This is a genomic window from Cytobacillus sp. FSL W7-1323, assembly GCF_038595015.1.
Lineage (GTDB): Bacteria > Bacillota > Bacilli > Bacillales > Cytobacillaceae > Cytobacillus > Cytobacillus kochii.
Window position 1 is genome coordinate 3,832,882 of the sequence record NZ_CP151998.1, and the last position, 22,504, is coordinate 3,855,385.

The 22,504-nt window shown below is 41.0% G+C and carries 12 protein-coding genes, 23 tRNA genes and 3 rRNA genes; 4 read left to right on the forward strand and 34 right to left on the reverse strand.

Going from position 1 to position 22,504, the window contains the following annotated elements; all coding sequences use genetic code 11:
- Positions 1-8: 8 nt before the first annotated feature.
- The 30 genes from MKX67_RS19460 to MKX67_RS19605 all read right to left on the reverse strand — a co-directional run bounded on the left by MKX67_RS19460 (position 9) and on the right by MKX67_RS19605 (position 11,888).
- Positions 9-83, reverse strand: a tRNA-Asn gene (locus MKX67_RS19460).
- Positions 84-93: 10 nt separating this feature from the next.
- Positions 94-170 (reverse strand) — tRNA-Ile (locus MKX67_RS19465).
- A gap of 7 nt (positions 171-177) precedes the next feature.
- Positions 178-248, reverse strand: a tRNA-Gly gene (locus MKX67_RS19470).
- A 17-nt stretch (positions 249-265) separates the two neighbouring features.
- A tRNA-Leu gene (locus tag MKX67_RS19475) sits at positions 266-347 on the reverse strand.
- Between the two features lie 4 nt (positions 348-351).
- Positions 352-422 (reverse strand) — tRNA-Cys (locus MKX67_RS19480).
- A gap of 4 nt (positions 423-426) precedes the next feature.
- Positions 427-498 (reverse strand) — tRNA-Gln (locus MKX67_RS19485).
- A 16-nt stretch (positions 499-514) separates the two neighbouring features.
- Positions 515-590, reverse strand: a tRNA-His gene (locus tag MKX67_RS19490).
- Between the two features lie 6 nt (positions 591-596).
- Positions 597-670 (reverse strand) — tRNA-Trp (locus MKX67_RS19495).
- A gap of 3 nt (positions 671-673) precedes the next feature.
- Positions 674-757, reverse strand: a tRNA-Tyr gene (locus MKX67_RS19500).
- Positions 758-770: 13 nt separating this feature from the next.
- Positions 771-846, reverse strand: a tRNA-Phe gene (locus tag MKX67_RS19505).
- A gap of 19 nt (positions 847-865) precedes the next feature.
- Positions 866-942: transfer RNA gene (locus MKX67_RS19510), tRNA-Asp, on the reverse strand.
- Between the two features lie 3 nt (positions 943-945).
- A tRNA-Met gene (locus MKX67_RS19515) sits at positions 946-1,019 on the reverse strand.
- Between the two features lie 14 nt (positions 1,020-1,033).
- Positions 1,034-1,126 (reverse strand) — tRNA-Ser (locus MKX67_RS19520).
- 16 nt (positions 1,127-1,142) lie between these two features.
- Positions 1,143-1,216: transfer RNA gene (locus MKX67_RS19525), tRNA-Met, on the reverse strand.
- Between the two features lie 26 nt (positions 1,217-1,242).
- Positions 1,243-1,318 (reverse strand) — tRNA-Ala (locus MKX67_RS19530).
- A 13-nt stretch (positions 1,319-1,331) separates the two neighbouring features.
- A tRNA-Pro gene (locus tag MKX67_RS19535) sits at positions 1,332-1,408 on the reverse strand.
- A gap of 8 nt (positions 1,409-1,416) precedes the next feature.
- Positions 1,417-1,490, reverse strand: a tRNA-Arg gene (locus MKX67_RS19540).
- 3 nt (positions 1,491-1,493) lie between these two features.
- Positions 1,494-1,568 (reverse strand) — tRNA-Gly (locus MKX67_RS19545).
- A 23-nt stretch (positions 1,569-1,591) separates the two neighbouring features.
- Positions 1,592-1,673 (reverse strand) — tRNA-Leu (locus MKX67_RS19550).
- A 9-nt stretch (positions 1,674-1,682) separates the two neighbouring features.
- Positions 1,683-1,758, reverse strand: a tRNA-Lys gene (locus MKX67_RS19555).
- A gap of 14 nt (positions 1,759-1,772) precedes the next feature.
- Positions 1,773-1,848 (reverse strand) — tRNA-Thr (locus MKX67_RS19560).
- 15 nt (positions 1,849-1,863) lie between these two features.
- A tRNA-Val gene (locus MKX67_RS19565) sits at positions 1,864-1,939 on the reverse strand.
- Positions 1,940-1,943: 4 nt separating this feature from the next.
- Positions 1,944-2,018: transfer RNA gene (locus MKX67_RS19570), tRNA-Glu, on the reverse strand.
- 30 nt (positions 2,019-2,048) lie between these two features.
- Positions 2,049-2,165 (reverse strand): 5S ribosomal RNA (gene rrf, locus MKX67_RS19575).
- 233 nt (positions 2,166-2,398) lie between these two features.
- Positions 2,399-5,331: ribosomal RNA gene (locus MKX67_RS19580) — 23S ribosomal RNA — on the reverse strand.
- 327 nt (positions 5,332-5,658) lie between these two features.
- Positions 5,659-7,207: ribosomal RNA gene (locus tag MKX67_RS19585) — 16S ribosomal RNA — on the reverse strand.
- The 16S, 23S and 5S rRNA genes sit together here with 23 tRNA genes alongside, the layout of an rRNA operon.
- Before the next feature lie 323 nt (positions 7,208-7,530).
- Positions 7,531-8,310 (reverse strand): amino acid ABC transporter ATP-binding protein, encoded by a 780-nt coding sequence (locus tag MKX67_RS19590; RefSeq protein WP_095371974.1) that lies wholly within the window; start codon positions 8,308-8,310, stop codon positions 7,531-7,533.
- A 14-nt stretch (positions 8,311-8,324) separates the two neighbouring features.
- Positions 8,325-9,530 carry an amino acid ABC transporter permease gene (locus tag MKX67_RS19595; protein ID WP_095371973.1) on the reverse strand — a complete coding sequence of 402 codons (1,206 nt, stop codon included), beginning with the start codon at positions 9,528-9,530 and terminating at the stop codon, positions 8,325-8,327.
- Between the two features lie 8 nt (positions 9,531-9,538).
- Positions 9,539-10,723: an ABC transporter permease subunit gene (locus MKX67_RS19600; protein ID WP_342488617.1), complete on the reverse strand. Its 1,185-nt coding sequence runs from the start codon at positions 10,721-10,723 to the stop codon at positions 9,539-9,541.
- Positions 10,724-10,814: 91 nt separating this feature from the next.
- On the reverse strand, positions 10,815-11,888 hold the full coding sequence (locus MKX67_RS19605) for an amino acid ABC transporter substrate-binding protein (RefSeq protein ID WP_095371971.1): 1,074 nt from the start codon (positions 11,886-11,888) through the stop codon (positions 10,815-10,817).
- A 514-nt stretch (positions 11,889-12,402) separates the two neighbouring features.
- Between MKX67_RS19605 and MKX67_RS19610 the strand changes: the two genes are divergently transcribed.
- Together MKX67_RS19610 and MKX67_RS19615 are read left to right on the forward strand one after the other, a co-directional pair.
- Entirely contained in the window at positions 12,403-12,969 is a 567-nt protein-coding gene (locus MKX67_RS19610; protein ID WP_095371970.1) for a TetR/AcrR family transcriptional regulator, read from the forward strand.
- 95 nt (positions 12,970-13,064) lie between these two features.
- A complete protein-coding gene (locus MKX67_RS19615; RefSeq protein WP_095371969.1) occupies positions 13,065-15,197 on the forward strand; it encodes an MMPL family transporter in 2,133 nt (710 codons plus the stop codon).
- Between the two features lie 259 nt (positions 15,198-15,456).
- On the opposite strand, the gene MKX67_RS19620 is transcribed toward MKX67_RS19615, so the two are convergent.
- Together MKX67_RS19620 and MKX67_RS19625 are read right to left on the reverse strand one after the other, a co-directional pair.
- On the reverse strand, positions 15,457-16,059 hold the full coding sequence (locus MKX67_RS19620; protein ID WP_095371968.1) for a pyroglutamyl-peptidase I: 603 nt from the start codon (positions 16,057-16,059) through the stop codon (positions 15,457-15,459).
- An 86-nt stretch (positions 16,060-16,145) separates the two neighbouring features.
- A complete protein-coding gene (locus tag MKX67_RS19625) occupies positions 16,146-17,264 on the reverse strand; it encodes a mechanosensitive ion channel family protein (RefSeq protein ID WP_095371967.1) in 1,119 nt (372 codons plus the stop codon).
- A gap of 290 nt (positions 17,265-17,554) precedes the next feature.
- Between MKX67_RS19625 and MKX67_RS19630 the strand changes: the two genes are divergently transcribed.
- A complete protein-coding gene (locus MKX67_RS19630; RefSeq protein WP_095371966.1) occupies positions 17,555-17,902 on the forward strand; it encodes a helix-turn-helix transcriptional regulator in 348 nt (115 codons plus the stop codon).
- A complete protein-coding gene (locus MKX67_RS19635; protein ID WP_307317709.1) occupies positions 17,889-18,911 on the forward strand; it encodes a hypothetical protein in 1,023 nt (340 codons plus the stop codon). Before MKX67_RS19630 ends, MKX67_RS19635 begins: the two co-directional genes overlap by 14 nt.
- A 40-nt stretch (positions 18,912-18,951) precedes the next feature.
- On the opposite strand, the gene MKX67_RS19640 is transcribed toward MKX67_RS19635, so the two are convergent.
- Together MKX67_RS19640 and MKX67_RS19645 are read right to left on the reverse strand one after the other, a co-directional pair.
- Positions 18,952-20,469 (reverse strand): BCCT family transporter, encoded by a 1,518-nt coding sequence (locus tag MKX67_RS19640; RefSeq protein ID WP_095373605.1) that lies wholly within the window; start codon positions 20,467-20,469, stop codon positions 18,952-18,954.
- 259 nt (positions 20,470-20,728) lie between these two features.
- Complete coding sequence (locus MKX67_RS19645) at positions 20,729-22,144, reverse strand: hypothetical protein (protein WP_307317711.1); 1,416 nt, start codon at positions 22,142-22,144, stop codon at positions 20,729-20,731.
- Between the last annotated feature and the right edge of the window lie 360 nt (positions 22,145-22,504).

Below are 22,504 nucleotides of genomic sequence, written 5' to 3' on the forward strand. Positions count from 1 at the left end.
AATATGTATGGCTCCGCAGGTAGGATTCGAACCTACGACCGTTCGGTTAACAGCCGAATGCTCTACCACTGAGCTACTGCGGAATAATATAAATGGTGGGCCTAAATGGACTCGAACCATCGACCTCACGCTTATCAGGCGTGCGCTCTAACCAGCTGAGCTATAGGCCCCTATTTAAGCGGGTGAAGGGAATCGAACCCTCATCATCAGCTTGGAAGGCTGAGGTTTTACCACTAAACTACACCCGCATTTAAGAACTTTAACATACCGGTGGTCGGGGTCGAACCGACACTCCCGAAGGAACACGATTTTGAGTCGTGCGCGTCTGCCAATTCCGCCACACCGGCATAAAGGCAACACCCGGATTTGAACCGGGGATAAAGGTTTTGCAGACCTCTGCCTTACCACTTGGCTATGCTGCCATAACTGGGCTAGTAGGGTTCGAACCTACGAATGACGGAATCAAAATCCGTTGCCTTACCACTTGGCTATAGCCCAATAAAATGTTTGAAAATGGGGCGGCTGATGGGAATCGAACCCACGAATGTCGGAACCACAATCCGATGCGTTAACCACTTCGCCACAACCGCCATAATTGGCAGGGGTAGTAGGAATCGAACCCACATCAAAGGTTTTGGAGACCTTCGTTTTACCATTAAACTATACCCCTAGATGGTGGAGGGGGGCAGATTCGAACTGCCGAACCCGAAGGAGCGGATTTACAGTCCGCCGCGTTTAGCCACTTCGCTACCCCTCCAAAAAAGACTAAATGGTGGCTCAGGACGGAATCGAACCGCCGACACAAGGATTTTCAGTCCTTTGCTCTACCGACTGAGCTACTGAGCCAAAATAATAAATATGTAAATGGCGGTCCGGACGGGACTCGAACCCGCGACCTCCTGCGTGACAGGCAGGCATTCTAACCAACTGAACTACCGGACCAGATTGCGGGGGCAGGATTTGAACCTGCGACCTTCGGGTTATGAGCCCGACGAGCTACCGGACTGCTCCACCCCGCGATAATAAATATTAATGGCGGAGGAAGAGGGATTCGAACCCCCGCGGGCTTTAACACCCCTGTCGGTTTTCAAGACCGATCCCTTCAGCCAGACTTGGGTATTCCTCCATTAATAAAAAAGCAATAGCGGCGGAGGGGATCGAACCCCCGACCTCACGGGTATGAACCGTACGCTCTAGCCAGCTGAGCTACACCGCCATAAAATATATTGTTAAAAATTAAATTGGTGGAGCCTAGCGGGATCGAACCGCTGACCTCCTGCGTGCAAAGCAGGCGCTCTCCCAGCTGAGCTAAGGCCCCTAAAAAGTATTCGTGGTCGGGAAGACAGGATTCGAACCTGCGACCCCTTGGTCCCAAACCAAGTGCTCTACCAAGCTGAGCTACTTCCCGAAATAAAACGCGCCCGAGAGGAGTCGAACCCCTAACCTTTTGATCCGTAGTCAAACGCTCTATCCAATTGAGCTACGGGCGCATATGGAGCGGAAGACGGGATTCGAACCCGCGACCCTCACCTTGGCAAGGTGATGTTCTACCACTGAACTACTTCCGCAAATATCCATTATAAAATACTAATGCGGGTGAAGGGAGTCGAACCCCCACGCCTTGCGGCGCCAGATCCTAAGTCTGGTGCGTCTGCCAATTCCGCCACACCCGCAAATATAAATGGTGAGCCATGAAGGACTCGAACCTTCGACCCTCTGATTAAAAGTCAGATGCTCTACCAACTGAGCTAATGGCTCGTACAAAGGACGAGTGGTGCCGGCCAGAGGACTTGAACCCCCAACCTACTGATTACAAGTCAGTTGCTCTACCAATTGAGCTAGGCCGGCAAATAAACACAAAAATGGTGGAGGATGACGGGATCGAACCGCCGACCCTCTGCTTGTAAGGCAGATGCTCTCCCAGCTGAGCTAATCCTCCAAAATGGTGACCCCTACGGGATTCGAACCCGTGTTACCGCCGTGAAAGGGCGGTGTCTTAACCGCTTGACCAAGGGGCCAAAAAATAACCCCAAAAATTGGGGTAGTTTGCCCGGCAGCGTCCTACTCTCACAAGGGGACAGCCCCTAACTACCATCGGCGCTGAGAAGCTTAACTTCCGTGTTCGGTATGGGAACGGGTGTGACCTTCTCGCTATCGCCACCGGACTATGAAATTGTAAGGGAATCGTTCCCTCAAAACTAGGTAATGTTGAAGAAGATATTTATTGAGTAATCGCCTGAATGCGTGCTGTAGGATACTACTTACGTAGTTCTGTCCAGCTGCGGCGCCTAGGTGCTCGAGGTCATAAGTCAAATTTGTCATGAGGTTAAAGAACAACCTCCTGTCAAATCTGTCTTATGCTTGTCGCACCTGTGCAAGGCGCTTTCGCTTTTCGTTTTTGGTTAAGTCCTCGATCGATTAGTATTAGTCAGCTACATGTGTCGCCACACTTCCACCTCTAACCTATCAACCTGATCATCTTTCAGGGATCTTACTAGCTTGCGCTATGGGAAATCTCATCTCGAGGGGGGCTTCATGCTTAGATGCTTTCAGCACTTATCCCTTCCGCACATAGCTACCCAGCGATGCCTTTGGCAAGACAACTGGTACACCAGCGGTGCGTCCATCCCGGTCCTCTCGTACTAAGGACAGCTCCTCTCAAATTTCCTGCGCCCACGACGGATAGGGACCGAACTGTCTCACGACGTTCTGAACCCAGCTCGCGTACCGCTTTAATGGGCGAACAGCCCAACCCTTGGGACCGACTACAGCCCCAGGATGCGATGAGCCGACATCGAGGTGCCAAACCTCCCCGTCGATGTGGACTCTTGGGGGAGATAAGCCTGTTATCCCCGGGGTAGCTTTTATCCGTTGAGCGATGGCCCTTCCATGCGGAACCACCGGATCACTAAGCCCGACTTTCGTCCCTGCTCGACTTGTAGGTCTCGCAGTCAAGCTCCCTTGTGCCTTTACACTCTACGAATGATTTCCAACCATTCTGAGGGAACCTTTGGGCGCCTCCGTTACTCTTTAGGAGGCGACCGCCCCAGTCAAACTGCCCACCTGACACTGTCTCCCATCCCGATAAGGGATGTGGGTTAGAATTTCAATACAGCCAGGGTAGTATCCCACCGACGCCTCCACCGAAGCTAGCGCTCCGGCTTCTAAGGCTCCTACCTATCCTGTACAAGCTGTACCAAAATTCAATATCAGGCTACAGTAAAGCTCCACGGGGTCTTTCCGTCCTGTCGCGGGTAACCTGCATCTTCACAGGTACTATAATTTCACCGAGTCTCTCGTTGAGACAGTGCCCAGATCGTTACGCCTTTCGTGCGGGTCGGAACTTACCCGACAAGGAATTTCGCTACCTTAGGACCGTTATAGTTACGGCCGCCGTTTACTGGGGCTTCGATTCAAAGCTTCGCGTGAGCTAACCTCTCCTCTTAACCTTCCAGCACCGGGCAGGCGTCAGCCCCTATACTTCGCCTTGCGGCTTCGCAGAGACCTGTGTTTTTGCTAAACAGTCGCCTGGGCCTATTCACTGCGGCTCATCAAGGCTTTAACACCCTAATGAGCACCCCTTCTCCCGAAGTTACGGGGTCATTTTGCCGAGTTCCTTAACGAGAGTTCTCTCGCTCACCTTAGGATTCTCTCCTCGCCTACCTGTGTCGGTTTGCGGTACGGGCACCTTATTCCTCGCTAGAGGCTTTTCTTGGCAGTGTGGAATCAAGAACTTCGGTACTAAATTTCCCTCGCTATCACAGCTCAAGGTATGTGACCATGGGATTTGCCTCATGGTCCCTCTAACTGCTTAGACGCACATCCAATAGTGCGCTTACCCTATCCTCCTGCGTCCCCCCATCACTCAAACAGAATACGGTGGTACAGGAATATCAACCTGTTGTCCATCGCCTACGCTTTTCAGCCTCGGCTTAGGTCCCGACTAACCCTGAGCGGACGAGCCTTCCTCAGGAAACCTTAGGCATTCGGTGGATGGGATTCTCACCCATCTTTCGCTACTCATACCGGCATTCTCACTTCTAAGCGCTCCACCAGTCCTTACGGTCTAGCTTCAACGCCCTTAGAACGCTCTCCTACCACTGAACATCAACGATGTTCAATCCACAGCTTCGGTGATACGTTTAGCCCCGGTACATTTTCGGCGCGGAGTCACTCGACCAGTGAGCTATTACGCACTCTTTAAATGGTGGCTGCTTCTAAGCCAACATCCTGGTTGTCTAAGCAACTCCACATCCTTTTCCACTTAACGTATACTTTGGGACCTTAGCTGGTGGTCTGGGCTGTTTCCCTCTTGACTACGGATCTTATCACTCGCAGTCTGACTCCCATGGATAAATCTTTGGCATTCGGAGTTTGTCTGAATTCGGTAACCCGATGAGGGCCCCTAGTCCAAACAGTGCTCTACCTCCAAGATTCTTACGCATGAGGCTAGCCCTAAAGCTATTTCGGAGAGAACCAGCTATCTCCAAGTTCGATTGGAATTTCTCCGCTACCCACACCTCATCCCCGCACTTTTCAACGTACGTGGGTTCGGGCCTCCATCCAGTGTTACCTGGACTTCACCCTGGACATGGGTAGATCACCTGGTTTCGGGTCTACGACCACATACTCATTCGCCCTATTCAGACTCGCTTTCGCTACGGCTCCGTCTGTCCAACTTAACCTCGCATGTAATCGTAACTCGCCGGTTCATTCTACAAAAGGCACGCTATCACCCATTAACGGGCTCTAACTACTTGTAGGCACACGGTTTCAGGATCTCTTTCACTCCCCTTCCGGGGTGCTTTTCACCTTTCCCTCACGGTACTGGTTCACTATCGGTCACTAGGGAGTATTTAGCCTTGGGAGATGGTCCTCCCTGCTTCCGACGGGATTTCTCGTGTCCCGCCGTACTCAGGATCCACTCTGGAGGGAACGAAGTTTCAACTACAGGGCTTTTACCTCCTATGGCGGGCCTTTCCAGACCTCTTCGTCTATCTCGTTCCTTTGTAACTCCGTATAGAATGTCCTACAACCCCAAGAGGCAAGCCTCTTGGTTTGGGCTAATCCCGTTTCGCTCGCCGCTACTCAGGGAATCGCGTTTGCTTTCTCTTCCTCCGGGTACTTAGATGTTTCAGTTCCCCGGGTCTGCCTTCCATACCCTATGTATTCAGGTATGGATCCTATCCCATAACGGATAGGGGGTTTCCCCATTCGGAAATCTCCGGATCAAAGCTTACTTACAGCTCCCCGAAGCATATCGGTGTTAGTCCCGTCCTTCATCGGCTCCTAGTGCCAAGGCATTCACCGTGCGCCCTTATTAACTTAACCATTGTTCGGCTTGCGATAAGCTACGCATTTCGGCGTCAGCTCACTCGTCAACATCCTCATGTGCACAAGACGCACACTCCGGTGTTTCCTCGCTCGCTTCCTTGAACTGCTTGCTTCTCACAACCCTCTCGGTTGTGTTTATTAAAAAAAGTTTAGTATTTTAAATCAATCTATAATATATAGAGAGTAAAAATAACTAAGGTGGCGATTACTCGGTAATCTTCTTCATTACATTATCTAGTTTTCAAAGAACGATTGAATTGAGAGATTATACTCTCAAAACTGAACGAACAGTCTAACATCAAGTTAATTCCGTATATTCCTTAGAAAGGAGGTGATCCAGCCGCACCTTCCGATACGGCTACCTTGTTACGACTTCACCCCAATCATCTGTCCCACCTTAGGCGGCTGGCTCCAAAAGGTTACCCCACCGACTTCGGGTGTTACAAACTCTCGTGGTGTGACGGGCGGTGTGTACAAGGCCCGGGAACGTATTCACCGCGGCATGCTGATCCGCGATTACTAGCGATTCCGGCTTCATGTAGGCGAGTTGCAGCCTACAATCCGAACTGAGAATGGTTTTATGGGATTGGCTAAACCTCGCGGTCTTGCAGCCCTTTGTACCATCCATTGTAGCACGTGTGTAGCCCAGGTCATAAGGGGCATGATGATTTGACGTCATCCCCACCTTCCTCCGGTTTGTCACCGGCAGTCACCTTAGAGTGCCCAACTAAATGCTGGCAACTAAGATCAAGGGTTGCGCTCGTTGCGGGACTTAACCCAACATCTCACGACACGAGCTGACGACAACCATGCACCACCTGTCACTCTGTCCCCCGAAGGGGAAAGTCCTATCTCTAGGATTGTCAGAGGATGTCAAGACCTGGTAAGGTTCTTCGCGTTGCTTCGAATTAAACCACATGCTCCACCGCTTGTGCGGGCCCCCGTCAATTCCTTTGAGTTTCAACCTTGCGGTCGTACTCCCCAGGCGGAGTGCTTAATGCGTTTGCTGCAGCACTAAAGGGCGGAAACCCTCTAACACTTAGCACTCATCGTTTACGGCGTGGACTACCAGGGTATCTAATCCTGTTTGCTCCCCACGCTTTCGCGCCTCAGCGTCAGTTACAGACCAGAAAGTCGCCTTCGCCACTGGTGTTCCTCCAAATCTCTACGCATTTCACCGCTACACTTGGAATTCCACTTTCCTCTTCTGCACTCAAGTTCCCCAGTTTCCAATGACCCTCCACGGTTGAGCCGTGGGCTTTCACATCAGACTTAAGGAACCGCCTGCGCGCGCTTTACGCCCAATAATTCCGGACAACGCTTGCCACCTACGTATTACCGCGGCTGCTGGCACGTAGTTAGCCGTGGCTTTCTGGTTAGGTACCGTCAAGGTACCGGCAGTTACTCCGATACTTGTTCTTCCCTAACAACAGAGTTTTACGATCCGAAAACCTTCATCACTCACGCGGCGTTGCTCCGTCAGACTTTCGTCCATTGCGGAAGATTCCCTACTGCTGCCTCCCGTAGGAGTCTGGGCCGTGTCTCAGTCCCAGTGTGGCCGATCACCCTCTCAGGTCGGCTACGCATCGTCGCCTTGGTGAGCCGTTACCTCACCAACTAGCTAATGCGCCGCGGGCCCATCTGTAAGTGATAGCAGAACCATCTTTCAATCTAATTATATGTATAAATAGATATTATCCGGTATTAGCCCCGGTTTCCCGGAGTTATCCCAGTCTTACAGGCAGGTTGCCCACGTGTTACTCACCCGTCCGCCGCTAATCTTTGGGAGCAAGCTCCCTCAGATTCGCTCGACTTGCATGTATTAGGCACGCCGCCAGCGTTCGTCCTGAGCCAGGATCAAACTCTCCAATAAAGTGTTTGATTAGCTCATTTGCACCTATGGTGCTTTGTTGCTGATAAATCAGCTTTTTAAAATTACGCTTGACGTTTTATGTTCGTTCAGTTTTCAAAGAACAATCTCGTTCGCTTCAGAAGCGACCTTCTTAATATATCACCCAGTGTGTTTGATGTCAATAACTTTTTTATAAAATCTTATGTAAGTTACTGCGTCAGTAACGACTACTTTAATATAATATCACCTGTTATTATTATTCGTCAATAACTTTTTTAAAAAAATTAATCTATTACATAAATAAAAAGGAGTCAGCACTTTCATGTTATGCTGACTCCTTTTTATTATAGTATTTGCGATAAGAACGCTTTCGTCCTTTCATGTTGTGGGTTATCAAATAATTCTACTGGTGTTCCCTCTTCCACAATTTCACCGTAATCAAATAGAACAATACGGTCAGCTACTTGGCGAGCGAATCCCATTTCATGTGTAACTACTACCATTGTCATTCCTGATTCAGCCAACGTCTTCATTACATCCAATACCTCTTTTACCATCTCAGGATCTAACGCTGAAGTCGGTTCATCAAATAACATGATTTTCGGTTGCATCGCCAGCGCTCTTGCAATAGCCACCCTTTGTTGTTGTCCACCTGAAAGTTGACCTGGATATTTATCAGCTTGTTCAGGGATACCCACCCTTTCAAGCAACTCTTTCGCGATTTGTTCAGCTTTTTGCTTCTTCCACCGCCTCACCCATATCGGTGCTAAAGAGATGTTTTTTAGAATCGTCATATGCGGAAAGAGATTAAAAGATTGAAAAACCATCCCTGTTTCTTTTCTTATTTCTTCTATATTCTTTAAATCATCAGTCAACTCAATACCATCTATCTTTATTTGTCCTTGTTGGAACTCTTCTAAAGCATTAAGGGTGCGAATAAAAGTAGATTTCCCTGAACCAGATGGCCCCAGAACAACAACAACCTCACCTTGTTTCACACTAATATTTACATCTTTTAAAACATGCAGTTGTCCAAACCATTTATTTAATCCCTTCACTTCTATTATATTTTCTCTTTTTTCAATAGGTATATCTATTTTCTCAACTCCAAATATACTTTCCATCTATATATATCCCCCTAACGCTCTCCAGCACCTAAAGTATTTTCTAATCTTCTACTTACATACGACATAAGCGAACAGAATATAAAGTAAATAAACGCGATAAACAGAAATACTTCCATGTTCTTACCTAAAAAGGCAGGATTTGCAATCACCTTTTGCCCCATCCCTAATAATTCAGTTAATCCTACAATCGCTACAAGAGAAGTATCTTTGAAAATTGAGATAAATTGACCAACACAAGCTGGAATTACAGCTTTGATAGCTTGAGGAAGAACAACAAAACCCATGGTATATGTGGAATTTAAACCTAAAGCTTGCGCTGCCTCGAATTGTCCCCTCGGGATCGATTGCAATCCACCTCTTATATTTTCAGCTAAATACGCCGCACTAAATAATGTGAAACCAACCATTGCCCTGAGGACATTACTCACGTCAATACTATTACCTAAAAAAAGCGGCAACATCAACTGAAATACAAATAGTATTGTAATTAGAGGGATCCCTCTTATCAGTTCAATATAAATGATACAAAACCATTTCACTACAGGGAGTTTACTTCGTCTTCCTAGAGCTAATAAAACTCCCAAAGGAAAAGAACAAACAATTGCCACACTTGCAATAAGTAGCGTTAACAAGAAACCTCCCCAAATATTAGAATTCACTTTTGGTAAAATACCGAAACCATTGAATAGAGAAATAACAAGCGGAATGAACAATATCCATAATAATAAAACTGGGATTTTTAGCTTCTTCACTTTTCTTCCTATTATATAAAAGAGGAAAATAAAAATAATATTCCCTACAAGAATAAGCCTCGTATTTGTTTGGATAAATGGCAGGACAAGCGAAACGAGCATTAGCCCAGCAATAACCAATGCCACATGCCTCATCACTCCTCGCCATAGCCCCCATGAGCTTCCTAAAAGAGCAGAAATGAGAAAAATAGCTACCCAAACTCTCCAAGTCTCCTCTAATGGAAATTGCCCAACCATGAGTAAACGAAAGTTCGTTTCGATAACAGTCCAATCAGCTGTGAAAATAAATTCCCCTGTATGGAAGACAACATATGAAATAATGGCAACTGACACGATAGTTAATATAATATTTGGCCAAGTACCGAATAAGTTTGTCTTTAACCAACCACCTACACCGACTGTTTTTTTAGGCGGTCCCACAACCGAAGTATCAGTAGTAACGTTTATTTGAGGTTCATTGTTCATGCTTACACCTACCTTTCAACGAGTTGTGCTTTCTTATTAAAGTAGTTCATAAATAAAGAAGTAATTAAACTAAACGTTAAATAAACAGCAATCATTATCGCAATGGCCTCTATTGGGCGCCCCGCTTGATTCATTACTGTGTTTCCGATACTTACAATCTCTTGATAACCAACTGCAACAGCCAAACTTGAATTCTTAGTTAAGTTCAAATACTGACTGGTTAAAGGTGGGATAATAATTCTAATAGCCTGTGGGAAAATCACCAATCTTAGAGCTGTTGAATTTTTTAACCCTAATGCTTTCGCAGCTTCAGACTGCCCCTTATTGACTCCATTGACCCCAGCTCGTATGATCTCTGCAATAAATGTAGATGTATAAATGACCAACCCGAGTAATATAGCGGAAAATCCAGGTGATAGGACAAAACCACCATCAAACCCATTTCCTGCAACAGACGGAGCATGGAAGGTTACTGGTGTATTTCCAGTGACTACGTAAGATATAATAGCAACCACCACGATAACGCCCAACGCCCACAATGATGGAAAAATCTTTTTCCCAGACTCGATTTGTTTCTTTAACATCAAACGATATACAAAAAAAGCAATTACCAGTGACACAAAGAATAAAATGCCCCAGAGTAAAATCCCTTGATTTTCTTCGTACCAAGGAATAGCTGTACCGCGATTTGAGAAAAGCATTGGTCCAATCTGAAGGGCTTCTTGAATTTTTGGCATTGGTAAAAACACGGCATAAAACCAAATAAAAATTTGTACAAGCAATGGTGTATTTCGAAAAATCTCGATGTACGCTCCGGCAAGTTTACTTAATAACCAGTTATTCGACATTCTCGACAACCCTACAATCAATCCAAGAATAGTCGTCAAAATGATACCAAAGAATGCAACCCTCAATGTATTAAGCATGCCTATGAGTAAAGCTTTTCCATATGTATCAGTCGGTTGATAATCAATCATCGCCTCCGAAATAGAAAACCCCGCTGTATTGACAAGGAAATCGAACCCTAACTGTAAACCTATTTGTCTTAGTCCACTTAACGCATTGTTAATTAAAAGATATCCGAATGCTAAAACGATAATAGCAAATACTACTTGTAATATAATTGGGATAATCTTTTTATTTCGCCAAAATGGTGGAGAAATCGACTTCTTCTGATTCGACAGTTCACTCACATCTTACACTCCCTTCTAGAGGTACCTATTTAACTAATAGTTTAAAATAGACCTGCTATAGAGAATTCTCATCAAGCAGGTCTATCTTTACTTAACGGAATGGAGGAGAGTAAAGAATTCCGCCATCAGTGTATAATGCGTTTAACCCTCTATCTAACTTGAAAATAGTATCTGCTCCAAGATTCTTCTCGAAAATTTCGCCATAATTCCCTACTTGTTTAATAATCTGGTAGGCAAAGTCATTAGGGAGCCCTAACTGTTCTCCAAGATTTCCTTCAGTTCCTAGCAATCTTCTAATTTCAGGATTTTCCGATTCTAAAAATTCATCAACATTTTTAGAATTGATGCCAAATTCTTCAGCTTGAATAGTAGCATTAACCATCCAGTTCACTGCATCAAACCACTTATCATCTCCACCTTTTACTGACGGTCCAAGTGGCTCTTTCGATAAGTTCTCTTCCAAAATCTTATGGTCATCAGGATTTTCCATAACTGCCTGTCTTGCAACTAATCCTGATTTATCTGTTGTCCATGCATCGATGCTTCCTGATTCATATGCCGCTACCACTGCATCTTGACCATCAAACACAACCGCCTCATGCTCAATACCAAGCGCCCTCATCTGATCTGCTAAGTTCAGCTCTGTTGTTGTTCCTGTATCTACACCAATACGCATACCTTTTAAATCCTCAAGAGACTCTACCCCACTGTCAGCTCTCACCATAATACCTTGCCCATCATAGAAAGTTGTTGGAGCAAAATTCAAACCAACTTCCGAATCCCGGTTTGTTGTCCATGTTGTGTTTCTAATTAACACATCAACTTCGCCTGTTTGCACAGCTGTAAATCTCTCTTGAGCAGATAAAGGTCTAAACTCAACGGCTTCGGCATCCCCTATCGCACCCGCTGCTAGTACTCGAGCGAAATCAACATCAAACCCAACGTTCTTACCACTCTCATCGATGTAGCCAAACCCTGGCAATTCATCATTCACCCCAGCAACTAGCTTCTTATTATCAATCACTTTACTAAGAATAGAACTTCCAGATGATCCATTATTTGAATCCCCGCTTTCCTTCCCCCCCGCCTCTTCATTTGAACAACCAGTTAAAGCAAGCAATACTACTAAAAATAAACTCATAAAACCAAAAGAAATTTTCTTCATAATTAACCCCCTTTATTCTGTTATTTAACAGAATTTTTAGATATTTAACAATAGTAATAGACTTACCATGTAAGATTGTCTATCACTATATGTTATATATTAACTTTATTGTTTTTTATAGTCAACATTTATATTTTAAATATTCTTAAAAATATAAATATTTAGAATTAATAAATCAACTTAAAATTTTACTAACATACTAATCTCTTCCTATACGATTGACGTCTAATCATGTTTACTTACAAATAAGAGTATTTCTTAATAATGTTTCTCGTTTAACTAACACTCATCCTAAATACCCATTCTACACATCGGATTAATAATCTTTTTTTACCAAAACGGACCACATTTTACCTTCCCCTTCTCTTCTTCCATTTTTTCGTAATTAATCCATAAAAGTAGTTTCTCAATATAACACTTTATCTTCTTTCTTTTTGCAGAAATAATGAATGAAAAAGATATAACTTTCGATTATAAATGACAAACGATTATAATATTGATGAGGTGAATAAATATGGGTAGAGATAGAAAGTTCTCCATTACAGAATTATACGAACATACACAAGCATTATTACTAGAAGTTGGATATGAAGGATTTACGTTTAGTTTACTAGCAGAAAGGCTACATGTAGCTAGAGGGACAATTTATAAGTATTTTGAAAATAAAGATGAACTTATTACAGCTTTTATGATTTATGAAATGAATCAGTTTATGAAAAAACTCGAGCAAATTGAGGAAAAAGGGGATTTTGAACGGCAATTTACTTACTTAATGGAGATTATCTTTGAAAGAACTGAGATTCAGGAATTAATCAATATTACAAAGCAAGTGAATACAACAAACGAAAAAACAGTTGCAAATCAAACTTATTTTAAGAGCATGAGTATAAATATGTATACATGCTTACAAAACTTTGTCCAATTAGGTAAGCAAGAAGGAAAGTTAAACCCCTCCTTGCCAGACACAATGATATTAGGCTTTATTTTTCAATCAGTAGCCATTCCAAATCATTTTCAGTTACCACGTGAGCAATGGGTTCAATCCATTATTGAAATGGTAAGTAACGGGATACGCACATAATAATTGACACATGTGTCACTTTGGAGCAAAATATGATAGAAGCATGGATTTTTATGATATTTACCCCAACCTAACTTGAAAGGATGTCCTATCAAATGAAAAACTTGCTCCATACTATTACTGATCGAGTAGCAACGAAAAAAGGGGCCTGGATTACCATCGTCTGTTGGCTAGTTATCGCGCTAGGGTTAGCATTTTTTGCTCCTAATGCGAAAGATTATCAAGTGGGAAGAATTGCTACTCTCCCTGAAGATAGCCAATCGATTATCGCCCAAAACAAATTAGAAAAGTACTTTCCAAGCGCTGACGGTATTCCTGCCATCCTTGTCTTTCAGGATAAAAATGATGAGCAACTTGAAACCTCTGTTTTAGCAGAACAACTAAATAGCTTTAAGGATAATGACATTAAAGGAATAACTGAGGTCATTCCACTAGAACAATTACCACCTGAAGCACTCAAAGGCTTCTTTTCTGATGATCAATCCATAGCAGTTATTCCACTACAATTTGCATCTAGTATGGAAAGCGGAGATATTCAAACTTCCATTCATCAAATGCAAGATATTGTCGAAGATCAAACAGACCTAAACTTTTGGGTAACTGGACCTGCTGGCATTAGTGCAGACTCTCTTGACCTATTTTCAAGAGCTGATGTTGTCCTTATTTTATCTACTGTCGCTTTAATATTAGTCTTACTTATTGTTATTTATCGCTCACCACTGCTTGCTATCATTCCTTTATTGGCTGCTGGCTTTGTTTATGAAGTTGTTATGAAGTCATTAGGTATTTTCGGAAGCCTAGGGTTAAATCTCAGTCAACAAACTATTTCGATTATGTTGATCTTGTTATTTGCAGCAGTAGTTGATTATTCACTTTTCGTATTTTCACGTTTTAGAGAAGCATTAAAAAACCATGAAAACTCTTTTGAAGCGATGAAAGTGGCCATGAGAAGCGTTGGCATGCCTGTTTTCTTCTCTGGAGGCACGGTTCTTGCCGCTATGCTTGTTCTGTTCTTTGCCGAGTTTGGTGATTATCGAAACTTCGCTCCAACTTTCGCAACAGCAATGGCGATTATCATGATCTCATCCATAACGCTCATCCCTGCGTTATTTGCGTTATTTGGCAGAAAAGCATTTTGGCCAAAAGTACCGCAAGTGGGAGACCATTCAGTGAAAGGAAGTTCTTTCTGGAGTAAGGTAGGACAATTCGTTGTCAAAAAACCGATTGTATCAGTTGTATCTGTCGGGGTTATCTTGGTCGTTTCTGCATTAAATATTTCAAACTTAGACTATGAATTTGATACGATAAAATCTTTCCCTGAAGATATGCCATCTCGTGTCGGTTATGAAGTATTAGAAGAAAACTTCTCTAGCGGCGATCTTGCACCAACAACTGTTTTAGTTGAATCATCACAAGCATTATCTGAAGAACAAATTTCTTCTATTGTCGAACAACTTTCATCAAGGTCAGAAGTAAATGAAGTTAGACCTTCTGGGACAGCTGAAAACAATCAAGTTCTTCAACTGAGCTTGACTTTCAATGACAGTCCTTATGCGATTGAAAGTATTAATGAACTAGAAAAAATAGTAAATGAGAAAGAAGAGTTATTAGATAACAGTAATATAGATGGTGACATTTATTTTTCAGGGGAAACAGCGTCATCATTAGATGATCGTAAAGTGAACAATAATGATATCCTTTTGATTGTTACCCTTGAAACGGTCCTAATCTTCTTGCTCCTTATTGCTTTGACAAAATCGATCAAAATGCCAATCTATATGATGGGAACTATTCTCATATCATTCTTAGCAGCATTAGGATTGGGAACATTTTTAACAGAGATATTTTTTGGAATCGATGCTGTAAGTAACCGCGTTCCTTTATATGCCTTTGTATTTCTTGTCGCACTTGGAATCGATTATAATATTATGCTCGTTTCTCGCTTTCAAGAAGAAAGAAAGCACCATAGTGTCAAAGAAGCTGTTCAATTAGCTGTTTCTCATACAGGTGGAGTCATTTCTTCAGCCGGCTTGATTCTAGCCGCAACATTCGCTGTTCTAATGACACAACCTATCGAGTTACTATTTGTATTCGGATTTATTGTAGCCGTTGGAATTCTATTAGATACATTCCTTATAAGAGGTGTACTTTTACCAGGATTAATTGTTTTATTAGAGAAAGATAAACAAGGAGATAAGCAAAAATCTAAATCTGCTAATAACGGATAGAATACAAAAATTAATTTATGTTTGTACTGCCACAGATGATGTTCTGTGGCAGTTTTTATACACTGAGAATATAACAGCCAAGGAGTTCTTACTGCAAACTTTCCTTTTGAACGGTCTTCAATTAGATAAACAGCGTTTAATACTCCTCTCCCAATATAAGATATATCTTTCACTTGCCAGGCCTCTTCAGACTCTAACGCTATTCGGATTTGTTGCTTTAAATGCTAATTCAACCTAAAATCACATTAGATTCCCCTAACTACTCTAACGTTTCTATACATATTTCGATCGCCCTTGTTAAATCCTCTTGACTCCAACTAGGCAGTTTACTATTGGTCAATGCTAATCGATGAGACGCAGGAATATGAATAAACCCTGCTGGGATATTAATGTTATGTTTTTTTATATAATACAGTACTTGATACATCACATGGTTACATAAATAAGCTCCTGCTGTATTAGAAATTTTTGCAGGGAAACCATGATGATGAAGCCTTTCGATCATTTGCCTATTAGGTAGCGTAGAGAAATAACCATCTTCGCCATCCATGTGAATAGGCTCATCCACTGGTTGAACTCCGTTATTATCAACAGGTCCATCATTTACATTAATCGCTATCCGCTCGGGCGTTATTTTATCTCTACCAGCTGCTAGCCCCATAAGTATCACGGCATCTGGATTCATTTCTTCCATTTTTGTTATAAGTGTTTGTTTTACATGTTTAAACGAGACAGGAAGCAAGGCCGTTTGCACATGATAATTCCCAATTTTTTTGCCATCTAATGCTTCCACAACTTCTGCGGTTGGATTAATTGGAAAATCTAAAAAAGGTTCAAAACCGGTTAATAATAATTTTTGCATTTATCTCACCCTTCATTATGTAGAATATTCAATTATTTTACCAAAAGAGAAATCGCTTCTTTTCTAAACAAGAAGCGATTTCGTTTTTAAGAATCTTTCCCCAACATTAATTGATCTTTGTTTTCCTTCTGATCTGCAAGGAGCTTGTCGGAATCAACATATACGCGAGTGCTTTCTAGCGCAATGATGACACCTTCTTGCTCAAGAATATCAATGATTTGAAAGTTAATATTCTCTTTAATTTTAAGGAATTCTCCCCAATTGGTTGTGTTCGTAAAGAAATACAAAAATAAGTCATATGAATTATCTTTAATTTCATCAAAAGTAACAAAGATGGTTTCTGGATGGATATCATCATTATTTACTAAAGTTGAATGAATTCTATCAACAATACGTTGTAGCTTATGTCTTGGTGTCTCATGTGAGATCGATAAATTAAAGGTAATTTGTCTTTTTCCCATTCGGCTCCAATTCGTAATGGGTTCATTCGCAATTGTCCCATTTGGTAATGTAACAATCGCCTGTGCGAATGTCCGGACTTTTGTACTTCTGAAGGAAATATCTTCTACGGTCCCTTCCACACTCGGCGTCATAATCCAATCACCGATTGTAAATGGTTTCTCGGTTATGATGACGAAACCTCCGAATAAGTTACCGATTGCATCCTTCGCTGCAAAAGCAATTGCAGCACCACCGATACCAAGCCCTGCTACAAGACCACTGATATGGTATCCAAACTCTTGCAAGATAATACTTGCAGCAATAACCATAATCACTATTCTTAACATACGTGATAAAAATGGAATGAGAATATCATCCACCTCTAACTTATACTTATCACGCATTTTTATAAAGACTGCTGATGAAGCTGATGCTACATTATATAATCCCCAAGCAATCATAGTGATAAATGCGGATTTTATAAGTGCAACAAATATCCTATTATGTTGTTCTAAATATGGGAAAAAGTCCATTGCGATATAGAGACCGACAATGATGAAAATCCATTTCACCGGTTTTTCAAAAGAAAGAAAGATATGAGATAAAAGCTGAGAGTTTGCCTTATTACTCACCTTCATTAATAGTTGAAACAAATATTTTGCAAAAATACCGCGAAAAATTAAAAAAAGTATTACGATTCCTATTGATATCCCTAGCTGTATCCAGGTGTTCTCAGAATCAAGGAATGAAAAAGCGCCTTCCATTTATCTGTCCCTCCTTATAATCTAGTGTTTATCATACCATAACACCGCTTGTTACCATTAGTAAAAAGATATTACTTTATGTAAATAACCGTTCCACACGTTAACAAACCTGATGGTTGAAAATAATGTCGAATGTATCTTGTCCTCTGCATTCTTATTCTTTCTCATTTTCAGCTATTCTACCTTGGAGATTTATGTTAAGAAATGCTGTCGAAAAATATTATGCACATTATTATTGATTTCATAATACTGTATGATATACACTATTGTTATTAACGAGGTGATTACAATTGAAAGACTTATTACATTCCCTTACAACAGAGCTAAAACGTGGAACACTTACATTAGCGGTTTTAAGTCAGTTAGACGAACCACAATATGGCTACTCTTTAGTACAAAACTTAGAACAATCAGGCATCGAAATAGAACAAAGTACTTTATACCCTCTACTTAGACGACTGGAAAAACAAGAACTTGTCACTAGTAGTTGGGACACAACCGAAAGCAGACCAAGAAAATATTATCAGCTTAGTGAATATGGGAAGAAAATATTCGCAGTATTAAAGGAGGAGTGGGCAAAAATGTCTACTGAAATGAATTTATTATTAGAGGGGGGAAATAACAATGGAATGGATTGATGTTTATATCCATGAGGTTACAAAGCGTCTACCAGAAAAACAACGGAATGACATTGCTTTAGAGCTAAAATCATCCATCTTAGATGCGCTACCAGAGAATTATTCGCTCGAAGATGTTAAAGCTGTATTGGAGGACTTAGGAGATCCTGCAGAAATCGCGAAGAATTATCGCGATGCGCCCTCCTATTTAATCGGTCCTGATTATTATGACTTATTCATGACCACTATGAAGATGATTTTACAACTTGCCATTGGGTTTGCTGTTGCTTTTATCGTTTTTGAAGGAGTAATTACTTACCTAAACAGCGATCAAGATTGGACTTATATATTTACTGTCTTTGGCAAAGGGATTTGGACGGTTATATCTACAGCTATCCAAGTCGTATTCTGGGTCGCTATTGTCTTCATCATTATGGAACGAACTGGCGTCGCGCCTTATGAAATCGCCGGTACAGGAGAAAAATGGACACCAGATGATTTGAAAAATATCACTGTTATTCCCAAGAAAAAAGGAATCACGAAGATCGATATTTTTGCTGCGTTCCTTTGGACAGCAATATGGGGTACCATTTACTTCATCGCACTTGATAGGGTCGGTATCTATACACAAAATAATCAAGAAACAGGGTTAACCCTACTGACGCCGATTTTCAACCAAGAGCTTCTTCTCTCATTCTGGCCACTTGTTTTGATTGTTCTTTTATGCGAGCTCACATTAACGGTATATAAATGGGTAAAGAGGCAGTGGACCAAATCTTTAGCAACCATTAACACTATCTATCAACTCTTGTATACAATTTTGTTCCTATTAATTATTCTGCAACCAAATCTCTTTCACAGTAATTTAATCAATGAACTTAGTCAGCTCTTTAACACAACAACAACAAGTATAAGCTCAATTCTTGACACAATTATTGGGGTATCTATTGCGATTACAATCATTTCAGCTGTTTATGCTTCGTATGATGGTTTTAAGAAAAGTAAAATAAAGAATGATACTTTACTGTAACTAAAAAGAAGCGCGAATAAAAGCCCCGCGCTTCTTTTATTTATTGCTCTTTTTTTCTTTTCTTCGGTTTAATATATAAACCCAATTCTTTCTTTTCTTGCATTAATGAACGATAAATTGAAATCATCATTAATATCATTATAAATGAGAAAGGGAAAGCGGAAATAATCAATGCATTTTGTAAACCTTGTAAGCCCCCACTATATAACAAAATTAAGGCTACTAATGATTGTGCCACTCCCCAAGTCAGCTTAACAGAATTATGAGGATTTAAAGAGCCATAAGTTGTTTGCATACCTAGCACAAATGTGGCCGAATCTGCTGAAGTAATGAAAAAAATGGCTACCAATAGAATAGCAATAATCGAAATCACCATAGACCCTGGAAACTCACTGAAAACACCAAATAGTACTTGTTCCGTTGGAAATTGACTTAAATCAACCGCTCCACTTCTTTGAACGTCCACGGCTGATGTACCAAATACCGCAAACCAGAAAAGACTAACTAACGCTGGAGCTAATAGTACACCTGAGATAAACTCTCTTATTGTTCTACCTTTTGAAACACGAGCGATAAAAATTCCGACAAATGGAGACCATGAAATCCACCATGCCCAGTAAAATATAGTCCAATCATTTATCCATGATCGATGGTCCTCATTCAGTGGTGAAATACTAAAACTCATTCGCATTATATTTTGTATGTAACCACCTATCGTATCTGTGAACATATTTAAAATAAGTACTGTTGGACCTAAAACAAAGACAAGCAGTACCAATATTACTGCTAAAACCATATTTACATTACTTAAATATTGAATGCCTTTACTCAAGCCTGACCACGCTGAAAGCATAAATAATACTGTGACAATCGCAACGATGATTACTTGTACTATAAAACTGTCAGGGATCCCGAATAAATACGTTAATCCTCCATTAATTTGTGCTGCACCAAACCCTAAGGTCGTTGCTACCCCTACAACTGTTGCAAATACAGCCAATACATCAATTAGTGTACCCCAAAAACCGTCCATCGCTTTTCCAAAAAGAGGCTTTAATGTGGCTGAGATTAAACCCGGTTCATCTTTTCTAAATTGAAAATAGGCTAATACTAAAGCGACAAGTCCATATATAGCCCATGCATGTATGCCCCAATGAAAGAAAGTATATCGTAAAGATTCTCTAAACGCTTCATCTGTCTCTCCGTTCGCCAGTGGAGGTGTGACATAATGAGATACCGGTTCTGCCGCTCCCCAGAATACAAGCCCGATGCCCATACCAGCACTAAACAACATCGCAAACCAAGAGATAGTAGAGAATTCCGGTTTAGAATCCTGTTTCCCTAATTTAATCGAGCCAATAGGACTAAAAATGAGAAATAGACAAAATACGACAATGATCGTTACCAAAATAAGGTAATACCATCCAAAACCATTTGTTAATAAATCTTGTAAATTAGCTGTTATCCTTTCGAACACACTAGGAATCGCTACACCTAAAGCGACAAAAATAAATACAATTACTACAGTTATCCAAAAAACATTCGATACTCTCTTCATAGATTGTTCCTTTCCCAAAAATCTTTTCTACTTCACTTTAATCTGCCTCTAAAAACCTTTGTTATAGTTTAAGACAAATTTTATTTATTATTCTTTGTCTGACAGAATACACAACCGTTCGACAAATCCCTTACACCTTTTACCCAATTAAAAATATATTAAACTCGATTTTCAAGACCTTTAGCCTTGTATCTTTGTATTAGCCACTTAATTAAAAAATGCCTTTATACATTATTCAGCATAAAAGGCAGTATTCGTTTTAATATTGATCCATACAACTCGTGTCAATAACCCACGGTTCCCCTGTATTCATATCAATCATTTTAATATGACCAGTAGTAAGTGGATAGGTCGGTAAATAAGTTAATGTGTATTGATGCTTCTCTATATTCTTTCCCCAGCTTAATTCCATAAAAAGCTTTTCCTTAATCATTTCTGTTGCCGCTTTAAATGTAAGGCTTGCGACAAATGATACCTTTGAGAAGTCTTGGAGTACCTCACTATCTACATCTACATATTTCACCAAGCCTGTATCGTCTATTTGAATATGAACCAAAGCATCAGCTACTTGAACGCCCCTTTCTTGTCGAATAAACGTAAAATCGTATATGCCGTTTGCGGGTTTTTGACTTATTGCATTATTGTCTAATTGTTGCAGTTTAAAATAATCATGAGGGTTATCACAAACTGCTTGTAACACTGATGTAGCAGTTAAAAGCGCCACTTTCGAATTAACATGTCCAGAAACAAACGTTTCAGAATCATCTAAGCCCATTAATTTAAGCAGTCTTCCATCCGCATTGAATACAAATTTTATCGCACCAGGGATATCTAATTCATCATCTAATAAATCTTCCTCACTCACCCGTAAAGATTTTTTAGGTAACTTACTCCATACCTCTAGTCTACCACTTTTCGTTTTTGCTTCAGCTACAAGCATATGGTCTTCCGTCATTCCCGCCAATGTATAAATATCTATAAATTCAGCCAAATCGGGTAAGGATGTCATCAGCGTTTTGCCAACACCAAACGAATCCGAGGTAAGTATTCCCCCATTTGTGTGTACACCAAGAATAAAATCCTCCAACTGATAAACATAGTGATACTCATCATCACCATTGACAAATATGTCATTATCATACTTTGCAATAACAGGTAGAATTCTTAAATGATTTAAATAAATCCGCTTCGCTTCTTCATTCGTAATCAGTGTTTTGGGATAGACAAGTTCAAAATCCATGCTTTCTCTTTCGACTGCACTTAATACCCCATTACTAAGCATTGTAAAACTAATTCCAGAATGAGGGAGTTCCTTATTCAACCGCTCATCTTTGCGATTATATAAAATCATATGATATTCACCTAAGTCAATGTATGCTGACAAATATAACCCATGCCTGAAAGTCGAATCATAGAACCTTTCTATAAACTGCTCTGCTTGCATGATCATATCAAACTTACTCATTTCCCCTGGAATTTCATCTAGTTCATCCGTATAAATGAAAAACTCTGCCACACCTAATTCATCCATACGAACCGAGCCAATTGACTCTCCCCAATCTTCCAACAGGATATCATACACATTTTCTTCAAATTCCATCTGCTCCATAACTAAATCATCTGGGTTGATTCCTTTAAAATAGGTTTTTAGTTGTTCCATTATTAAGTGATTCAAAGCAGCTGTTCTCCTTTAGTTATGATTTAATTAACGTGCAGGAAGTGAAATTTTAACATTAAATCGCTTCTATTTAAAGGTTCTCTTTAATTCTTCCCATAATAATAACATCTATAAATTAGAAAAGCGCAGGGCGCCCGCTTATCGGTGACAAGCATAAGACGAGCCGGCAGAAAGGTTGTTTTTTAACCTTTTTGCCGGATTGGCTTATGACCTCGAGCCGATGGCGTCCGGAGCTAGACAAAGCCTCGTTAAACATTTCATATAATGCAATCGCACTTATATTATCTGCACATACATCTAACACTAATCTGATGAGTCCTAACTCTACATCGGCAAGCTTTACTATTCGCTCAAGAA